The following is a 16,607-nucleotide window of genomic DNA, read 5'->3' as shown; positions in this document are numbered from 1 at the left end:
AAGCCAGCCGGGCCGGCGGGCTGGTGCTGAGCGGGGCCGGACGAGCCGAAAAGCCCCACTCAACGCCAGCCGAGCCGCCCGGCTGGTGCTGAGGGGGACCGACGAGCCGAAAAGCCCCGCTCAACGCCAGCCGAGCCACCCGGCTGGGGCTGAGAGGGGCCCGACGAGCCGAAAAGCCCCACTCAACGCCAGCCGAGCCGCCCAGCTGGTGCTGAGCGGGGCCCGACGAGCCGAAAAGCCCCACTCAACGCCAGCCGAGCCACCCGGCTGGTGCTGAGGGGGGACCGACGAGCCCAGAAGCCCCGCTCAGCGCCAGCTGGGTCGCTCGGCTGGGGCTGAGGGGGGTAACTAACGGGCGGAAGGGGCGGGAAGGGGCGGCTGGGATTAGAGCTGGCCGTGGTTCGGGGGGAGCCGGCCGGCGAGCTCGTACGCCGCGATGTGGTGGTATTTCCAGTCGAGCGGATCGTGGACGCTGTGGGTGCGCGCGTTGCGCCAGTGCCGGTCCAGGTCGTATTTCGCCGCCGCCGAACTGGTACCGCACATCGTGAACAGCTCCGACCCGGCCTCGAGCGCGATCTCACTACCGAAGGCCTTCGCCGCCGCGACCGCGAGGGAGCCACGTGCGGCGGCGTCAGCGTCAGCGGGGACCAGGCCTACTTCCTCGAGGGTACGGGCGGACGACTCCAGCAGAGCCTCAGCAGCACGAACCCGGCTGACAAGCCGCCCGTACCGGTGCAGGACGTGCGGGTCGTCAGCCGCACTGGTAGCCCCCGCGCGGACCGCCTCCGTCGACGGCCGCGCCTTCCCGCGCAGGTATTCACGGGCGTCCCGCAGCGCGGCCCCCGCGATCCCCACCTCGATCGCGGTGTGGACCAGCTGCGCCCGCGCCCCGAGCTGCTGCGGCACCGTGAACGCGTCCGCGTACGGAAGGCGCAGCCCCTCCTCGACCGGCACCTCGGCGAAGGTCGCCGTCCCGCTGATCGTCGCCCGCTGCCCGAGCATGTCCCAGTCGGTGCCGACGCTGACGCCCTCGGCGTCGCGGGCGACGAACGCCAGCACCACCCGGTCATCCTCGTCGAGGGCGCTGACCGCGATCCACGCGCTGGTCAGCGCACCCGTCGTGTAGTACTTGACGCCGCTGAGCAGCCCCCCGGAAATCCGGGTCCTGAGGTCCTGGGCGTGCTTGCCGCCGCGCTCCGCGAGCCCGTTCCCGAGCCGGCGCCCGGCCAGCACATCCCCGAAGAGCCGCTTGCGTGCCTCCGCCCCGCCGTACAGGGCCAGGACGTCGACCATCAGGTAGTGGCCCTGCGGCACCTGGGCGATGGCCGGGTCCGCCGCCGCGATGATCCGGGTGATCTCGGCGAGGGTGCGCGGTCCGAGACCGGGTCCACCGTCGGCGGCCGGGATCGAGATGCCGAGCAGGCCGGAGTCGTCGAGGGCGGCGAGCGCCTCGCGCGGTACGACGGTGGCGCCGTCGCGGTCGCGCTGGATCGCGCCGGGTTCGAGGTGCGCGGCGAGCCGGTGGGCGGCGGCGACGGCCTCGTCATGTGTCTGCGGTACTGGCATCCGCAAATCCTATCGGCCGGCTTCTGACGTCGGCGGTTTCTCAAGTGGCCCTTCCCGGTACCGATCAACTGCGCGTCCGAACCGGCTGAGGAGGCACCTTGCACACCTGGACGCGACGCGTGCCGCCGCCCGGCCGCCGCAGATCACCGGTGGCGATGCTGAACGCGCTCCTGCGGATCCGCACGGACCGGCTGACCGGGCTCGCCGGCCGCGGGGCCTTTCAGGCCGCGTCGTACCGGTCGCTCGCCCGCAACGCCCGCACCGGGCAGTCCACCGCGATCCTGATGATCGACGTGAACGGCTTCAAGGAGATCAACGAGACTCTCGGGCGCAGGTCCGGCGACCAGGTGCTGGTGGCGTTCGCCGAGGTCCTGCGGCAATGTGTGCGGCTGCCCGGCCTGGCCTGCCGGCTCGGCGGCGACGAGTTCGCCGTGGTGCTGCCCGAGACGAAGAGCTTCGCGCAGGCGTACGACGTGGCGGGGCGCATCGCGGCCGCCCTGGGCCCGGTGGCCGTGGAGGGGCGCCTGATCACGCTGGCCGCCGCCATCGGTGTGGCGGTCGCCGGCCCCGGCGAGCTGACCCACGACGAGCTGGTGCACCGCGCCCGCCTGGCCATGTACCGGGCGAAGTCGCTCGGGCCGGACACCCGCTGGGCCGTCTGGCAGGAGCCCCTCGAACCGGACGCCGGCACCTACCCCGCCGCGGCCTGACTATCATCGGACACTTGGAAGCGTTCCTGCTGCTCAAACCCGACTGCCTGCGGCTGGGCCTGACCCGCGAGGTGGATCGGGCCGTCGCGTGGGCCGGTCTGCGCGCCGAGTGCCGCCACGCCGTCGAGCTGACGCCCGGTGACACCCGGTTCCTCTGGTCGGAGTACACGGAGGACGGCCACGTGCTGACCCGCGCGCTCCTCGACCGCTATCTGTGCGACGGGCCGTCCGAGGTGCTGCGCCTGCGCGGGCCCGGCGCGTTCGAGGCCGCCCGGCAGATCAAGCGAGAGATCAGATCCCGGTACGCCATGGGCCCGTTCGCCAACGTGGTGCACGCCGCGGAGCGGCCCGGTGAACTGGCCCGCCAGGGTGATCACCTGGGCGGCCGGTGCGCTGCCTGCTCGGCACCCTTCCCCGCGGTACCGGGCCGGAATCCCCCGCGCCCGGCCGGCTTCGACTTCCGGGACACCGCGGACATCCCCGGGCTCGTCGCCGTCGTGTGGCCCCGCCTGTCCGATGAGTCCCCGCCGCCGCCGTACCGGCTTGACGACGTCGCCCCGGTGGCCGCGCTCCACCTCGGCGCCGACCGCGACCACACCCTGGACTCCGCTGTGACCGCGGTCTGGCGCGCACTGTCCGGTGTGGATCTCGCCGATGCGGTGATGCTCACCCTGTGGGCCGGCCGGACCGGCGACCAGCCGATCGCGACCGGCAGCCGCGAGGCCGTGGAGAAGTCCTACCGGGTCCTGCTGGACCACGGGGTCCGCGCGTGCGGGACCGGGCCGTATACCCTCCTCGGATGCTGAACCATGATCAGGCCACCGACTACGTGCGCCGATACCACGGCGTACCGCCGGAGATCCTGACCGACGGCACCTGGCTGCTCACCCGCCGTGCCTTCTGGCTCAGCCTGGTCGACGGCGCCGCCGAGCCCGACCTCGTCGGTGAGCTCTTCGACGGCGAGGACGACGACCTCGAGGCCTTCGACGACGAGGTCCGCAAGTCCGGCACGTGGCCGGTGCTGAACCTCGGGCCGCTGGCCTTCGTCTCCTGGCACGGCTCCGACTTCGAGGGCGGCTACGACTACGTGGTCCTGCCCGAGAACACCGGGCGCTGCCTCAGCATCGCCTCCATGGAGGGCCACGGCCACGGCCCCGGCCTGTCCTGGCCGGAGGCACGCCGCCTGGTCGACCACGGCACGCTGGGCACTCCCGGCCAGCGGCTGCTGCTGATCCTCCCCGCCCTCGGCGACGCCGCCGTTCCCGACGAGGCGATCCCGCAGGTCGCGGCGGCCCTGCTGGCGGCCGGCAACCCCGGCTGCGACCCGGCCGTCGCCGACCACGCCGCCCGCCAGCTCCTCGCCGACGAGGCCGGCTGGACGTGGCAGGGCGAGACCCTGACGTGCGACTTCGAGTATTCCGTGCGCAACCCCAACGGCCTCTCCCCGGCGGACCTGCTCCTCGTCACCCGCACCCTGGCGGCAACCGCACCGTCATGACCTCTCAGCCCCGCGGCGTTGCCGGTCTTCTTGTCGCGGCACTGCTGATCACGGCGTCCTGCTCAGCGAGAAGCGGCAGCCGGGCGGCCCCTGCCGAGTCCCTGCCGGCGCCCGCCGTGAGCGTCTCACCGGCGATCCCGCCGAGCACCGTGACGAAGCCGAGCACCGTGACGAAGCCGAACATCGTGTTCGTGCTCGCCGACGACCTGGCGGCGAACCTGGTGCCGTACATGCCGAACGTGCTCGCGATGCAGCGGGAGGGCACGACGTTCACGGATTACACCGTCACCGACTCGCTCTGCTGCCCGTCGCGGGCGTCGATCCTCACCGGGCAGTACCCGCACAACACCGGCATCATCAAGAACCACGGGGCGGACGGCGGTTTCCGGCTCTTCCACGAGCGTGGCCAGGAGAGATCGACGTTCGCCACCGACCTGCGGAAGGGCGGCTACCGGACCGCCTTCCTCGGCAAGTACCTCAACGAGTACGTGCCGAGGGAGACCCTTGCCGGGGGCAGGCCGTACGTGCCGCCGGGCTGGACCGAGTGGTACGGCGGAGGCAACGACTACGCGAATTTCGACTACACACTGAACGAGAACGGGAAACTCCGGCGGTACGGCTCACGCCCGCAGGACTACCTGACCGACGTGCTCGCCGCGAAGGCCACCAGCTTCATCACCACCTCGGCGGCGAAGCGGATCCCGTTCCTGGTGGAGATCTCGACCTACACGCCGCACCACCCGTACACCCCGGCACCGCGCGACGCGAACGCCTTCGCCGGCCTCAAGGCACCGCGCACTCCCGCCTACGGCCGGGTGCCGGTCAACGCGCCGCCGTGGCTCGCGAAGCACCCGCCGCTGACGCCCGCGCTGCACGTGCAGTTCGATCGGGCCTTCCGCAAGCGGGTCCAGTCGGTGCAGGCGATCGACCGCATGCTGGGTTCGCTGCGAAGCACGCTCACCACAGCCGGGATCGCGGACGAGACCGTGGTGATCTTCAGCTCGGACAACGGCTATCACCTCGGCGATCACCGCTTGAACGCCGGCAAGCAGACCGCGTTCGACACCGACGTGAACGTGCCGCTCGTCGCCGCCGGGTACGGGGTGAGGGCTGGGCACGTCGCTCGGGCACCGGCGGAGAACATCGACCTGCGCCCCACCTTCGCCGACCTGGCCGGCGTCGAGGTTCCCGCCGCCGTGGACGGGCGCAGCCTCCGGCAGCTGCTCGCGGGTGAGACCCCGGCGCAGTGGCGTACCGCCGCGCTGATCGAGCACGGCGACCCCGCCGCCGATCCCGCCGACCCGGACTATCAGCGGTACTCGGAGAACACCCCGCCGACGTACGACGCGCTGCGGACGCGATCGTTCACCTATGTCGAGTACGTGGACGGCACCCGGGAGTACTACGACCGCCGCTCCGACCCGTACCAGATGCTCAACCTGGCCGGGAAGCTCGACCCGGAGCGGATCACCGAGCTGCGCGCCGCCCTGAAAGGGCTGGCGGAGTGCGTGGGCGCCGCGCAGTGCCGGCGCGCTGGTCAGGCGGTCGGCTGACTCCTCGTCACCCGCACGCCGGCCTGAAGCCGGCCCCGCACCCGTCGGCGCGAAACGGCGCACGCCTCGCCACGTCGTCTACGATGCGCCGATGACCGCAGTCTCCGCGCCCCGGCGCCACCGCACCGCCACCGGAGGGCTGCTGCTGGCGGCCGCCCAGTTCGCCGGGCTGGCGTGGTTCGTGTTCTGCCTGACCCTCGCTGTGGACCGTGCCGCGGAGTTCTCCTCGCTCCCCTTCCTGATCGACGAGGACGCCGACATGCTCAGCGGCTGGGCGTGGGCGCTGCCGGTCGGCTGGACACTCAGCATGGGCCCGCTGGTGGCCGGCCTCTCCGTTGTCGCCACAGCGATCCTGCTGATCACCCGGTACGCCCACGGCAACCGGCTGCTGCTCGCCGCCCTGATCGCCGGTGGCCTGGCCGCGGCGTGCACGGTGGCGGTGGGCGTGGGACCCGACGTCCAGTCGGTTCTCGGCTGGCTCAACGACTGAGCGGGGATCATCGGAGTATCCGGCCGGGGAACAGTGCTCCGATCGTACGGAAAAAGCATTTGACCGTTGTGTGACGCTGGGGCGCATGCCCCAGCCGATCCTGCGCACCGACCGCCTCCTGCTCGTCCCGCTCGCCGACCGGCACCTCGATCTCGAGGTGGAACTGGATTCTGATCCGGAGGTGCTGCGGTATCTGTTCGGGCGGGCGCGGCCCCGCGACGAGGTGGTCGGCGCCCACGCGAACCGGATGGCCGAGGGGCGCATGGTCGACGGGCTGGGCTTCTGGATGGCGTTCGCGGGCGAGGAGAAGCCGGACGGATTCGTGGGGCTGATGATGCTGCCGCCTGCGCAGGATGAGCACGGGCGCGCCGAGCCGGGCGTCGCGGAGCTCGGTTATCGGGTGATGCGGCGCTGCTGGCGGCGGGGATTCGCCAGTGAGGCGTCGCGGGAGCTGCTGAGGTACGCGTTCGAGGACGCCGGGCAGGAGCGGGTGATCGCGCTGACCATGGCCGTCAACGCGGGGTCACGCGGTGTGATGGCGGCGGTCGGTATGCGGCACGTGCGCACCTTCCACCCGGAGTGGGACGAACCGCTGCCGGGTGCGGAGGAGGGTGAGGTCGAGTACGCGATCACCCGGCGGGAATGGCTCGAAACGGTCAGTCCGCGACCCCGGTGAAGGCGCTGACGCGCTCGATGCGCAGGCGGACCAGCAACTCGCCGTCGACAGCGTTGCGGGCGCCGTACTCGGCGGCCCGGCCGGGGCCCATGTAGCGTTCGGCGATTCTGGTGGACCATTCGCGCATGCCGTCGACGTCTGTGCTCAGCGTTGCCCGGCCACGGACGGTGACGTAGGCGTAGGGTGCGGCCTCCTCGTCGACGCAGATGGTGGCCCGTGGATCGCGGGTCAGGTTGCGTCCCTTGACGGTCGACGCCCCGGTGTTGAACACCAGGTCGTCGCCGTCGAGGACGAACCAGATCGGCACCACGTGCGCGGAGCCGTCGGCGCGGGTGGTGGCCAGTTTCCCGGTACGGGTGCCGTGGCCGAGGAAGGCCCGCCACTGCGCGTCGCTCATCTCATTCGCCATGCCGCCATCCTGCCGTGCGGCGGCCCGCCTCAGTGTGCGGGTTCGGTGCGGTTGACCAGGACTCGCGCGAAGATGGCCGTGACCACGCCGGCGACGACGACGGTGAGCAGGCCCACGCGCAGGCTGCTCTGGTCGGCGACCAGGCCGACGAGCGGCGGTGACAGCAGGAAGCCGACCCGCAGCAGCCAGCTGACCACGGTCAGGCCAAGGCCGGGCGGGAGACCCGGCAACTCGTCGGCGGTGTGCATGGCGGCCGGCACGAGGGTGGCGACACCGAGCCCGGCGAGGGCGAAACCGGCAAGCGTCGTGCCGAGTGACGGGAACGCGAGAGCGAGGCCCATGCCGGCGGCGGTGAGGATGCCTCCGGTACGCACGACGGTGCGCTGGCCGTACCGGTCGACGACGCGGTCACCGGTGAGCCGGCCGGCGGTCATCGCGACCTGGAGGGCGACGAAGGCGAGGCCCGCCGCGGCCGCGCCGGTGGCCAGCTCGTCACGCAGGTAGATCGCACCCCACGAGGCGCCGGCGTCCTCGACGAGGGCACCGCAGGCGGCGAGCACGCCGAGGACCGCGAGCATGCGCACGGCCGGGCCGGACCACTTCTTGCCTCCGGGCGTGCCGGGAGCGGCGGTGGCGGTGCCGGTATCGGTGGTGGCAGGTGCGGGATCGGCGCCGTCCGGGCCGGGGAGCATGAAGCGCAACGCCACGATCGCGACCGCGCTGAACAGCACGGCGGAGAAACCGAGGTGCAGGGTAAGCGGCACGTCGAGCCCGGCCGCGGCCGAGCCCATCAGGCCGCCGAGGACCGCACCGATGCTCCAGAGGCCGTGGAACGAGTTGACGATCGACCGGCCGTAGCGGCGCTGGACGCGCAGGCCGTGTGCGTTCTGCGCGACGTCGATCACAGCGTCGAGGGCGCCGGCCGTGAACATGACGGCGGCCAGAGCGAAACCGTTCGGCACGAACGCCACGAGGAACATGGCGGCGGCGAGCAGGACGATGCCGATCGAGGCGACCCGGGACGAGCGGAAGCGCTGGATCGCGGCGGCGGCGAGCAGGCCGGCCAGCAGTGCGCCGAGCGGCATCGCGGCGATGGCCGCGCCGAGAGCCGTGTTCGACAGGTCCAGGTCGGCTTTGAGCTGGGGAAATCGGGGTACGACGTTGGCGTACAGAGCGCCGTTGGTGAGAAAGACCGCGGCGACGGCGGCTCTGGCGTACCGCGCCTGGCGGGTGGGCGCGGCGGCGGATCGGGGTGCGGCGGACATGCGTACGATCGTACACATCGTGTGTACGGCCGTACACATACCCGGAATTCTCAAGCTCGGCCCGATCCCGCCGATCCTGTCCTGCGGTGACCACGACAGGGCAGGGAGCGCAACTGATGAGTTCGTCGAGACGGGGATCGCGGCGGGAGATCGTCACGCCCGTGATCCGCCGCGACCGGCTGCTCACCGCGGCCTGCTGGTGGACAGCCATCGGTATTCTGCTGCTCTTCCTGATCGACGACACCAACACCCGCGTCCAGGCCTTCTGGCTGTTCCAGGTGCCGCTGGACGTCCTGCTCGCCTACTCGTCGTGGCGGGTCGCCCGGATCGCCACCGGCCCGATCCGCCGGTTCTGGCGGATCCTCACGATCGCCGGCTGCCTGTTCGTGGTCGGCGACACCACACAGACCGTCACCTCGTTCCTCGGCAAGGACCAGGGGACCACCAACGGCGGCGTGGTGCAGAGCATCTGTTTCGCCATCGGCCTCACCGGAATCATCGTGGTGATGCTGATCCACCCCCATCCGCACCGGTCGGCCCGCGAACGGATGGCGTTCTGGCTGGACTCGGCCACCGTCCTCGTCGGCGGGGCGGTGGTGGCCTGGGTCTTCACCGTCTCACCGGAGAACGCCACCGACGACGGCCTGGTCGCCACCATCGCCGCGGGCGCGGTCATCCTCACCGCGGCCTTCGCCTCGGTCAAGCTGATCCTCAGCGGCAACGCACCGATGCACAAGGCGGCGGCCTTCCCGATGATCGCCTCGGCGATCGTGAACGGCATCGGCTTCTTCGCCGCACCCAGTGACCTCGAGACGGCACTGCCCGCCTACGTCTTCGCCATCCGATTCCTGCCGTCGCTGCTGATCGCCGCCGGCCCCCGCACCCAGCAGATCATCGCCGGCTTCGACCAGACCGCGTTCGGCTCACGGCGGCGCAAGCGTTACAGCCTTCTTCCGTACGGGTCCATCGTCGTCGTCTTCACCTCGATGGTCGCCGTCCTGCGCGACGGCTTCGGCGGGGGCATCGGCATCCGGGTGTGGGGCGTCGTCGTCGGCCTCGGCGCGATCGTGGCGCTGGTCGCCGCCCGGCAGCTGGTCGCCTTCCACGACAACACCCGGCTCATCTCCGAGCTCGACGTCACGCTCGCCGAGCTGCGGGAGCACGAGACCCGGCTGCGGCACCAGGCGCACTACGACGGGCTGACCGGGCTGGCCAACCGGACGCACTTCCACGAGCAGGTCGCCGAGACCCTCGAGGGCAGCCAGACCGGCACGGTGTCCCTGCTGCTCATCGACCTGGACGGCTTCAAAGCGGTGAACGACACGCTCGGGCACGCGGCCGGCGACACGCTGCTGGCCGGCGTCGCGGACCACCTGAACGCGTCGGTGCGCACCGATGACCTGGTGGCCCGCCTCGGCGGGGACGAGTTCGCCGTACTGCTGCGCGACTGCGACTTCGCCTGCGCCGAGCAGACCGCCCAGCGGATCCTGCAGAACCTGGAGATCCCGGTGGCGGTCGGCGGGCAGGCCATCCGCGCCCACGCCAGCATCGGGGTGGCCTGCGCCACCGCCGACGAGGACGTGGAGGCGCTGCTGCGCGAGGCCGACCTGGCCATGTACGCGGCGAAGCACCACGGCAAGAACTGCTGGCGCAGCTACGAGCCGGCGATGGAAGCAGCCTGACACCGGCGCTTCAACTGCCGCGCTTCGGCTGCGGCGCGGGGGCGACAAGCCCCCGGCGGACGGCTCGTGTTGGGATAGGGTGAACTCTGGTGCGCCGGGAAGTCTGGTCGGCAGTTGGCCGGCCCGACCCTGAAAGCGAGCACCTTCGTGAGCAACAGCTCTCTGTTCCAGCGCGGTTCCTGGTTCGAGGCTCGCCGGGTCGGCGAGATCCTGCGCCAGGAGACCATCGGCGGGGCGCTGCTGCTGGCCGCCGCGCTGGTGGCGCTGGTCTGGGCGAACTCGCCGTGGGCGTCGTCGTACGAGGCGTTGCGGGAGTTCACGGTGGGCCCGGCGGCCTGGCATCTCGACCTCAGCCTGGCGACGTGGGCGGCCGATGGCCTCCTGGCCATCTTCTTCTTCGTCGCCGGCTTGGAACTCAAGCGGGAGTTCGTCGCCGGGGACCTGCGCGACCCGCGGCGGGCCGCCGTCCCCGTGGCCGCCGCCGTTGGTGGCGTGATCGTGCCGGCCCTGATCTACACGGCGCTCAACCTCGGCACTGGTGACGGCGCGCTGCGCGGCTGGGCGATCCCCACCGCGACCGACATCGCCTTCGCCCTCGCGGTACTGGCCGTCGTGGGGCGGCATCTCCCCGCCGGGCTGCGGACGTTCCTGCTCACCCTCGCGGTGGTCGACGACCTGCTCGCCATCGCGATCATCGCCGTGTTCTACACCGCCCAGCTGTCGGTGCTGCCGTTGCTGGGGATGCTCGTGCCACTGGCGGTGTTCGGCGTGCTGGTGCAGCGGCGGGTCCGCTCGTGGTGGCTGCTGCTGCCGCTGGCTGCCGCGACGTGGGTGCTGATGCACGAGTCCGGGGTGCACGCCACCGTCGCCGGGGTGCTGCTGGCGTTCACCGTGCCGGTCGTGCGCAGCGACGCCGCCGGTGGCCCGGACGCTGGCCCCGGCCTGGCGGAGCACTTCGAGCACCGGTTCCGGCCGCTGTCGTCGGGGTTCGCCGTGCCGGTGTTCGCCCTGCTGTCCGCCGGCGTGACCATCGGCGGGCTCAGCGGTCTCGGCGCGTCGCTGACCGACTCGGTCGCCCTCGGCATCATGGCCGGTCTGGTGATCGGTAAGACCATCGGCATCACCGCGGCGACGTGGCTGGTCGCGCGGTTCACCCGGGCCAGCCTCGACGACGGGCTGAGCTGGGCCGACGTGATCGGCCTGGCCATGCTCGGCGGGCTCGGCTTCACCGTCTCCCTGCTCATCGGTGAGCTGGCGTTCGGCACCGGCAACCCCCGCGAGGACCACGTCAAGGTCGCCGTTCTGACCGGGTCGCTGGCCGCCTCATTGCTGGCCGCCGTCGTGCTGCGCGCCCGTAACCGGGTGTACCGGCGCATCCACGCCGCCGAGAGCGTCGACGCCGACCACGACGGCATCCCCGACGTGTACGAGACCGAGCACACCGAGGAACACTGACCGCGCGGGTGGCTTCCCCGCCCGTGGTCGCCCTGATCCCAGCGATCGTCTCGGCATCATTCTCATGTCCAGCTGACCGTGGTCGATCGGCAGGTTGTCTTTCTGAACCCGGTTAAGTGAGAAGGAGCCCTGCTTTCCATGGATTGGATGCATCGTGTCACCACGCGGCTGGTCGCCTCGTTCGCCGTACCCCTGGTGGTGCTCTGCGGTGTCGGCGCCCTGGCGTACCGCAACACGGACACCCTGGAGCAGAGCAGCGGTCAGGTCGCGCACACCTACCAGGTGCTCGAGGGCCTGGAGGTCATCGACGGGGCGCTCAAGGACGCCGAGACCGGCCAGCGCGGGTTCCTGATCACCGGTGAGGACGCCTACCTGGCGCCCTACACCGCGGCCGCCAAGAAGGTCACCGGGCTGATCGACGACGTCGCCGGGCTGACCGCGGACAACGCCACCCAGCAGGAGCGGATCGCTGAGCTCCGCCCGCTGGTCCGGGCGAAGTTCGACGAGCTCGCCGAGACGATCGAGCTCCGCCGCACCGAGGGCTTCGGCGCCGCCCGGGCGGTCGTGCTGACCGGCCAGGGCAAGGAGGTCATGGACAAGATCCGTGCCCTGATGACCACGATGGCCGACGCCGAGGCCGGCCTGCTCGCCGAGCGGGCCACCACCACCCGGGAGACGGCCGAGACGTCGCGGACCGTCATCATCGGCGGCATCCTCCTCGCCGCCCTGCTCGTGCTGTTCCTCGCCTGGCGGCTGGCGCGCAGCATCCTGCTGCCACTGTCCACGCTGACCGGCCGGATGGCGGAGATCGCCGACGGCGAGGGTGACCTGACCAGCCGCGTCGACGAGTCGCGCAAGGACGAGTTCGGGACGCTCGGTGCGACCTTCAACCGGTTCGTCGTGAAGCTGGGCGGCATCGTCGGGCAGATCGGGGACCAGGCGACCGCTCTGGCCGCCGCCAGCGAGGAGCTGTCCAGCGGAACCCGCCAGATCGCCGGCTCGGCCGAGCAGACCTCGCGCGAGGTCGGCGGGGTGTCCGACGCGACGGCGACGATGAGCGACGCTCTGGCAACCGTCGCCGCGGGCGCCGAGGAGATGGGTGCGTCGATCCGCGAGATCGCCACCAACACGTCCGACGCGAGTCAGGCCGGCGTCGAAGCGGTCCGGGTCGCCGGCGAGGCCAGCCGTACGGTCGTCGAGCTCGGGCAGTCCTCCGCGGAGATCACCAACGTCGTCAAGTTCATCACGCAGATCGCCGAGCAGACGAACCTGCTGGCCCTCAACGCCACCATCGAGGCGGCCCGCGCGGGTGAGTCCGGCAAGGGTTTCGCGGTGGTCGCCAGCGAGGTCAAGGAGCTGGCCCAGGAGACCGCCCGGGCAACCGAGGACATCAGCAAGCGGGTGGCAGACATCCAGCTGAGCGCGTCCGCCACCAGCGAGGCGATCAGCCGGATGAGCGAGATCGTGAGCCGGGTCAACGACTACCAGATGACGATCGCCTCGGCGGTCGAGGAGCAGACGGCCACCACGTCGGAGATGGCGCGCAACGTCAACGAGGCGTCGCTGAGCAGCCGTACGGTGTCCGGCAGCCTCGCCACGGTGTCGACGGCGGTCAGCGAGACGTCGAACGGGATCGTCTCCACCCAGCAGTCGGTGGCCGAGCTGGCGCGGATGAGCTCCACGCTGCACGGCCTGGTCGGTCAGTTCAAGTACTGACGGTCCCGTCTCGGCGGCCGGGTCAGGTACTGACTACGTCGGCCTCGCCGCCGAGGCGCTCGGACTGGTGCGACAGGTGGTCGGCCAGGGCGGCGCGGTAGCCCACGGCGAGGCGGGTCAGCTCGTCGATCTCCCGGAGGAGGTCGGCGCGCCTGGCCTGCGTCGTGGCCACCGCCTCGGTGTGGTTGCGCTGGGCGTCGTGCCCGATGTCGCTCGACAGCTTTCGTGCCTCACCCGCGATCTGCTCGGAACGCAACTGGGCGTCGGCGATCAGCGCGTGCGACTCCTCGCGCGCCTCCAGCAGGTGGTCGTCGGCGGTCCGCTGGGCCAGCGCCATCACGCGGTCGAGGTTCTCCCCGCCGAAGGCCGGGGGCTGCGGGACGGCGGACCGGCGGGCCTGGTCGAGCTGGCGCTCCATCAACCGAGCGTTCTGCTCGGCGAGGTCGCACGCGCGACGGGCCCGGTCCAGCTCGGCGGCCGCCGCCGAGAACTCGGCCTGGATGTTGCCGGACACCTCGGCCTCACCGGCCGCCGCGCTGAGGCGGGCCTGGCGCTGGAGGGCGTCGTTCTCCTCCAGAAGCCGGATCATCTCCTGGCTGACCTCGTCCAGGAGGGCGTCGACCTGCTCCTCGTCATAGCCTCGCTTGCCGAGGGAGGTCTTCGGGAACTCCACGTTGTGAATGTCGGCGGGGGTTAACGGCACTGTGCTCCTCGAGTTCTGCGATGGTCGCCCAGTCGCATCATGACCTAAGGGTGAGGGTCAGGCACCCCGGTTCGGGCACGGTCGACCGGAGCGGTGAACGGCAACTGTACGCCTCACGTGCCAGGCACCGGTGGCGCACACGGCTTTGTACCAGTGTGTTCTGACACAAGAAATTCACGTCCATCAACATCCGAATGACTCTCGGCTCCCGTAGTTCTATGTCGTCCGATCAGGACACAGACCGCTCGATGGGAGCTCACATGCACCTGTCCGTACGTCCCCTCATCCCCCGGCTCGTCGCCGGCCTGATCGCCGGTGCCCTGGCCACGGCCGCGCTCACCACCCCCGCGCAGGCCGCGCCGACCGGCATCCCGTCCAAGGCCACCGCGCAGACCTATCTCAACGCGCTGACCGTGGGCGCGGAGGCGAACGCCTCCACCTACGACCGTGACCTGTTCCCCCACTGGATCACGATCTCCGGCACCTGCAACACACGCGAGACCGTCCTCAAGCGCGACGGCAGCAACGTGGTGACCAGCTCGGCGTGCGCCGCGACCTCCGGCTCCTGGTACTCGCCGTACGACGGTGCGACCTGGAGCGCCGCCTCGGACGTGGACATCGACCACGTGGTGCCGCTGGCCGAGGCGTGGCGGTCCGGCGCCAGCGCGTGGACCACCAGCAAGCGACAGAGTTTCGCGAACGACCTGACCCGCCCGCAGCTGATCGCGGTCACCGACAACGTGAACCAGTCCAAGGGCGACCAGGACCCGTCGACGTGGCAGCCGTCGGTCTCCTCGTACCGGTGCACCTACGCGAGGATGTGGATCGCGGTGAAGTACTACTGGGCGCTCAAGCTCCAGTCGGCGGAGAAGACGGCGCTCCAGTCCGCCCTGAACACCTGCGGCTGATCCACCGTCCCGGACTGCCGTGCCCTCTCCGGCGCGGCAGTCCGCTGCCTTCCCCCACATTCCCACCCCACCCCCAACCCCTTGAGACGTACGCCCACCGCCTCGAAAGCAGCCCCGACAGGCACACCAGCTGGCTCTGAGCGGGGCCTCGGCGCCCCACACACACCCCTCAAAGCCAGCTGGCTCTGAGCGGGGCCTCGGCGCCCCGCACACACCCCTCAAAGCCAGCTGGCTCTGAGAGGGGCCTCGGCGCCCCGCACACACCCCTCAGAGCCAGCTGGCTCTCAGCGGACTGTGCGGAAGAAGGTGCGGAGGTCGTCGACGAGGAGGTCGGGAACCTCCAGGGCCGGGAAGTGACCGCCGCGATCGTGTTCGGACCAGTGGCGGATGTCGGGATAACGCCGCTCGGCCCAGCGCCGCGACGGGCGCGGCACCTCGGCGGGGAAGATCGAGGCGCCGACGGGCACCGGCACGGGCTCGGCCGCCTTCCCGGTGATCCACCCGGTGACCTGGTCGATGCTTTCGGCGTAGAGGCGGGCCGAGGACGCCGCCGTGCCGGTCAGCCAGTAGAGGGTGACCTGGTCGAGGATCTGGTCGCGGGTGAGCCCGCCGTCGCTCCAGGCCAGCATCTTCTCCGCCATCCAGGCGCACAGGCCGGCCGGCGAGTCGACCAGGGAGTACCCGGCGGTCTGCGACGCGGTGCGGTGGATCTCGGAGTACGCCGAGGAGGTGCGCCCCCGCTCGATCAGCGTGTCCAGGGCGGCCCGCTCGGCATCGGTGAGATCACCCGCTGAGCCGGGCTCGGGGCCGGCCAGCGGCGGGACGAGGTGGATCCCGGCGACGTGGTCGGGATCCCTCAATGCCAGCTCGCTGGAGATGCTCGTGCCCCAGTCGCTGCCGGCCGCTCCGTATCGCGAGTAGCCGAGTTTGGCCATCAGCTCCGCCCAGGCCCCGGCGATGCGGGTGATGCCCCAGCCCGGCTCGGCCGGTTTGGCGCTGAAGCCGTACCCCGGGAGGGAGGGGATCACGACGTCGAAGGCGTCGGCGGGGTCGGGCGGATCGATGAGCGGGCTGACCAGGCCGAGCAGCTCCAGGACCGAGCCCGGCCAGCCGTGGGTGAGGATCAGCGGCAGCGCGCCGGGGTGCCGGGAGCGGGCGTGGAGCACGTGGAAGTCCAGGCCGTCGAGCGTGACCATGTACTGCGGCACCGTGTTGAGGCGCCACTGGGTGACCCGCCACTGGTAGCCCTCGGCCCAGTAACCGCACAGGTCCTGCACCACGTCCAGGGCGATCCCGTGGCCGGGTGCCGGCGCCGGCTCGGGCCAGCGGGTACGCGCGAGCCGCCGCCGCAGGTCGGTCAGATCCCCGCGCGGCACCCGCACCCGGTACGGCCTGAGCGCGGACCGGTCGACGTCGCTCATCTCCGCTCCCCTTCCCGGCCGAGCCGGATGTCCCATTCAACCGCAATCCCCCGTCCGCTCTGCCCTCCGCGGTGGCGCGAAAACCGTGGCGTAGAACTCAGTGACCGGCCCACCCGGGTTGCGGTCACCCGAGCGGGGGAAGGTAGATGGTCATGGCTCTGGTGAAGAAGGGTTCCCGGGTGATCACCGTCGACGGCCTCGCCTACCGGTGGCGGGTCCGCAGGCGGCCGACGTACCCGCAGGGTGTCGCGGCGACGCCGCTGTCGTTCGCGGTCGAGCGGGCCGACCGGCGGGGGGCGGTGCTGATCGCGACGATGCCGGGTGCCCATCCGAGCAACTGGATCGGCGCCGCCGGGGTGTCGGTGGTGCCGTCGATCGTCGCGGCCGTGATCCGCCGGGCCCGCGCGCAGGGGTGGCAGGCGGACCGCCCCGGCCCCTCGTTCGCCCTGACAGTCAGCGGCGAGATCTGGGCCGGGACGGCGCAGGGGTCCGAGACGGTATAAGAGGTAACGGCCGGAACAGACGCAGGTCACACCCGGAAACGCCGGGCGGAAG

17 protein-coding genes are annotated in these 16,607 nt (G+C 71.4%); 11 read left to right on the top strand and 6 right to left on the bottom strand.

Annotation, left to right across the window (positions count from 1 at the left end; translation table 11 throughout):
* Window positions 1-384: 384 nt before the first annotated feature.
* Window positions 385-1,566, bottom strand: coding sequence for an acyl-CoA dehydrogenase family protein (locus tag ACFQV6_RS13275; RefSeq protein ID WP_378027738.1), 1,182 nt, complete (start codon window positions 1,564-1,566; stop codon window positions 385-387).
* 98 nt (window positions 1,567-1,664) lie between these two features.
* Here ACFQV6_RS13275 and ACFQV6_RS13270 point away from each other — a divergent pair, with 98 nt between their 5' ends.
* Genes ACFQV6_RS13270 through ACFQV6_RS13260 form a run of 3 tightly spaced genes read left to right on the top strand, consistent with a single transcriptional unit; the run spans window position 1,665 to window position 3,774 of the window.
* Window positions 1,665-2,276, top strand: a complete 612-nt coding sequence (locus tag ACFQV6_RS13270) for a GGDEF domain-containing protein (protein ID WP_378027737.1) — start codon at window positions 1,665-1,667, stop codon at window positions 2,274-2,276.
* Between the two features lie 14 nt (window positions 2,277-2,290).
* Entirely contained in the window at window positions 2,291-3,082 is a 792-nt protein-coding gene (locus ACFQV6_RS13265; RefSeq protein WP_378027736.1) for a hypothetical protein, read from the top strand.
* The gene (locus ACFQV6_RS13260; RefSeq protein ID WP_378027735.1) at window positions 3,076-3,774 is read left to right on the top strand and encodes a hypothetical protein; all 699 of its coding nucleotides are present in this window, start codon (window positions 3,076-3,078) and stop codon (window positions 3,772-3,774) included. The genes ACFQV6_RS13265 and ACFQV6_RS13260 overlap by 7 nt, the downstream gene beginning before the upstream one ends.
* Before the next feature lie 4 nt (window positions 3,775-3,778).
* Here ACFQV6_RS13260 and ACFQV6_RS13255 read toward each other — a convergent pair whose 3' ends face one another.
* Complete coding sequence (locus tag ACFQV6_RS13255) at window positions 3,779-3,958, bottom strand: hypothetical protein (RefSeq protein ID WP_378027734.1); 180 nt, start codon at window positions 3,956-3,958, stop codon at window positions 3,779-3,781.
* Here ACFQV6_RS13255 and ACFQV6_RS13250 point away from each other — a divergent pair.
* From ACFQV6_RS13250 to ACFQV6_RS13240, 3 genes are all read left to right on the top strand, one after another.
* The gene (locus ACFQV6_RS13250) at window positions 3,942-5,327 is read left to right on the top strand and encodes a sulfatase (protein WP_378027733.1); all 1,386 of its coding nucleotides are present in this window, start codon (window positions 3,942-3,944) and stop codon (window positions 5,325-5,327) included. The two genes, ACFQV6_RS13255 and ACFQV6_RS13250, sit on opposite strands and share 17 nt — an antisense overlap.
* A 91-nt stretch (window positions 5,328-5,418) precedes the next feature.
* A complete protein-coding gene (locus ACFQV6_RS13245) occupies window positions 5,419-5,817 on the top strand; it encodes a hypothetical protein (RefSeq protein WP_378027732.1) in 399 nt (132 codons plus the stop codon).
* Window positions 5,818-5,902: 85 nt separating this feature from the next.
* Entirely contained in the window at window positions 5,903-6,493 is a 591-nt protein-coding gene (locus ACFQV6_RS13240; RefSeq protein ID WP_378027731.1) for a GNAT family N-acetyltransferase, read from the top strand.
* Here the strand turns inward: ACFQV6_RS13240 and ACFQV6_RS13235 are convergent.
* Window positions 6,474-6,902, bottom strand: coding sequence for a PPOX class F420-dependent oxidoreductase (locus ACFQV6_RS13235; protein ID WP_378027730.1), 429 nt, complete (start codon window positions 6,900-6,902; stop codon window positions 6,474-6,476). The genes ACFQV6_RS13240 and ACFQV6_RS13235 overlap by 20 nt on opposite strands.
* 29 nt (window positions 6,903-6,931) lie before the next feature.
* Window positions 6,932-8,167 carry an MFS transporter gene (locus tag ACFQV6_RS13230; protein ID WP_378027729.1) on the bottom strand — a complete coding sequence of 412 codons (1,236 nt, stop codon included), beginning with the start codon at window positions 8,165-8,167 and terminating at the stop codon, window positions 6,932-6,934.
* A gap of 116 nt (window positions 8,168-8,283) precedes the next feature.
* Between ACFQV6_RS13230 and ACFQV6_RS13225 the strand changes: the two genes are divergently transcribed.
* The 3 genes from ACFQV6_RS13225 to ACFQV6_RS13215 all read left to right on the top strand — a co-directional run bounded on the left by ACFQV6_RS13225 (window position 8,284) and on the right by ACFQV6_RS13215 (window position 13,020).
* A complete protein-coding gene (locus ACFQV6_RS13225) occupies window positions 8,284-9,849 on the top strand; it encodes a diguanylate cyclase domain-containing protein (RefSeq protein ID WP_378027728.1) in 1,566 nt (521 codons plus the stop codon).
* 147 nt (window positions 9,850-9,996) lie between these two features.
* Window positions 9,997-11,304 carry a Na+/H+ antiporter NhaA gene (gene nhaA, locus ACFQV6_RS13220; protein WP_378027727.1) on the top strand — a complete coding sequence of 436 codons (1,308 nt, stop codon included), beginning with the start codon at window positions 9,997-9,999 and terminating at the stop codon, window positions 11,302-11,304.
* Window positions 11,305-11,442: 138 nt separating this feature from the next.
* On the top strand, window positions 11,443-13,020 hold the full coding sequence (locus ACFQV6_RS13215) for a methyl-accepting chemotaxis protein (protein ID WP_378027726.1): 1,578 nt from the start codon (window positions 11,443-11,445) through the stop codon (window positions 13,018-13,020).
* Window positions 13,021-13,042: 22 nt separating this feature from the next.
* Here ACFQV6_RS13215 and ACFQV6_RS13210 read toward each other — a convergent pair whose 3' ends face one another.
* Window positions 13,043-13,723 carry a DivIVA domain-containing protein gene (locus ACFQV6_RS13210; protein ID WP_378027725.1) on the bottom strand — a complete coding sequence of 227 codons (681 nt, stop codon included), beginning with the start codon at window positions 13,721-13,723 and terminating at the stop codon, window positions 13,043-13,045.
* 260 nt (window positions 13,724-13,983) lie between these two features.
* Here ACFQV6_RS13210 and ACFQV6_RS13205 point away from each other — a divergent pair, with 260 nt between their 5' ends.
* Complete coding sequence (locus ACFQV6_RS13205) at window positions 13,984-14,631, top strand: HNH endonuclease family protein (RefSeq protein WP_378027724.1); 648 nt, start codon at window positions 13,984-13,986, stop codon at window positions 14,629-14,631.
* A 284-nt stretch (window positions 14,632-14,915) separates the two neighbouring features.
* Here the strand turns inward: ACFQV6_RS13205 and ACFQV6_RS13200 are convergent, their stop codons facing one another.
* Complete coding sequence (locus tag ACFQV6_RS13200; RefSeq protein WP_378027723.1) at window positions 14,916-16,052, bottom strand: epoxide hydrolase family protein; 1,137 nt, start codon at window positions 16,050-16,052, stop codon at window positions 14,916-14,918.
* A 152-nt stretch (window positions 16,053-16,204) separates the two neighbouring features.
* On the opposite strand from ACFQV6_RS13200, the gene ACFQV6_RS13195 reads away from it, so the two are divergent.
* Complete coding sequence (locus tag ACFQV6_RS13195) at window positions 16,205-16,555, top strand: hypothetical protein (RefSeq protein ID WP_378027722.1); 351 nt, start codon at window positions 16,205-16,207, stop codon at window positions 16,553-16,555.
* Window positions 16,556-16,607 lie beyond the last annotated feature (52 nt).

It is taken from the genome of Actinoplanes sp. GCM10030250 (assembly GCF_042666575.1).
Classification (GTDB): Bacteria; Actinomycetota; Actinomycetes; order Mycobacteriales; family Micromonosporaceae; genus Actinoplanes.
The sequence above is the reverse complement of the archived record's forward strand: the minus strand, read 5'-3'. Positions and strand labels throughout refer to the sequence as shown.

Coding starts and splice junctions, on each gene's coding strand:
- ACFQV6_RS13205 (WP_378027724.1), top strand. CDS start 13,984: ATGCACCTGTCCGTACGTCCCCTCATCCCCCGGCTCGTCGCCGGCCTG.
- ACFQV6_RS13195 (WP_378027722.1), top strand. CDS start 16,205: ATGGCTCTGGTGAAGAAGGGTTCCCGGGTGATCACCGTCGACGGCCTC.
- ACFQV6_RS13230 (WP_378027729.1), bottom strand. CDS start 8,167: ATGTCCGCCGCACCCCGATCCGCCGCCGCGCCCACCCGCCAGGCGCGG.
- ACFQV6_RS13245 (WP_378027732.1), top strand. CDS start 5,419: ATGACCGCAGTCTCCGCGCCCCGGCGCCACCGCACCGCCACCGGAGGG.
- ACFQV6_RS13240 (WP_378027731.1), top strand. CDS start 5,903: ATGCCCCAGCCGATCCTGCGCACCGACCGCCTCCTGCTCGTCCCGCTC.
- ACFQV6_RS13260 (WP_378027735.1), top strand. CDS start 3,076: ATGCTGAACCATGATCAGGCCACCGACTACGTGCGCCGATACCACGGC.
- ACFQV6_RS13235 (WP_378027730.1), bottom strand. CDS start 6,902: ATGGCGAATGAGATGAGCGACGCGCAGTGGCGGGCCTTCCTCGGCCAC.
- ACFQV6_RS13275 (WP_378027738.1), bottom strand. CDS start 1,566: ATGCCAGTACCGCAGACACATGACGAGGCCGTCGCCGCCGCCCACCGG.
- ACFQV6_RS13200 (WP_378027723.1), bottom strand. CDS start 16,052: ATGAGCGACGTCGACCGGTCCGCGCTCAGGCCGTACCGGGTGCGGGTG.
- ACFQV6_RS13225 (WP_378027728.1), top strand. CDS start 8,284: ATGAGTTCGTCGAGACGGGGATCGCGGCGGGAGATCGTCACGCCCGTG.
- ACFQV6_RS13215 (WP_378027726.1), top strand. CDS start 11,443: ATGGATTGGATGCATCGTGTCACCACGCGGCTGGTCGCCTCGTTCGCC.
- ACFQV6_RS13255 (WP_378027734.1), bottom strand. CDS start 3,958: ATGTTCGGCTTCGTCACGGTGCTCGGCTTCGTCACGGTGCTCGGCGGG.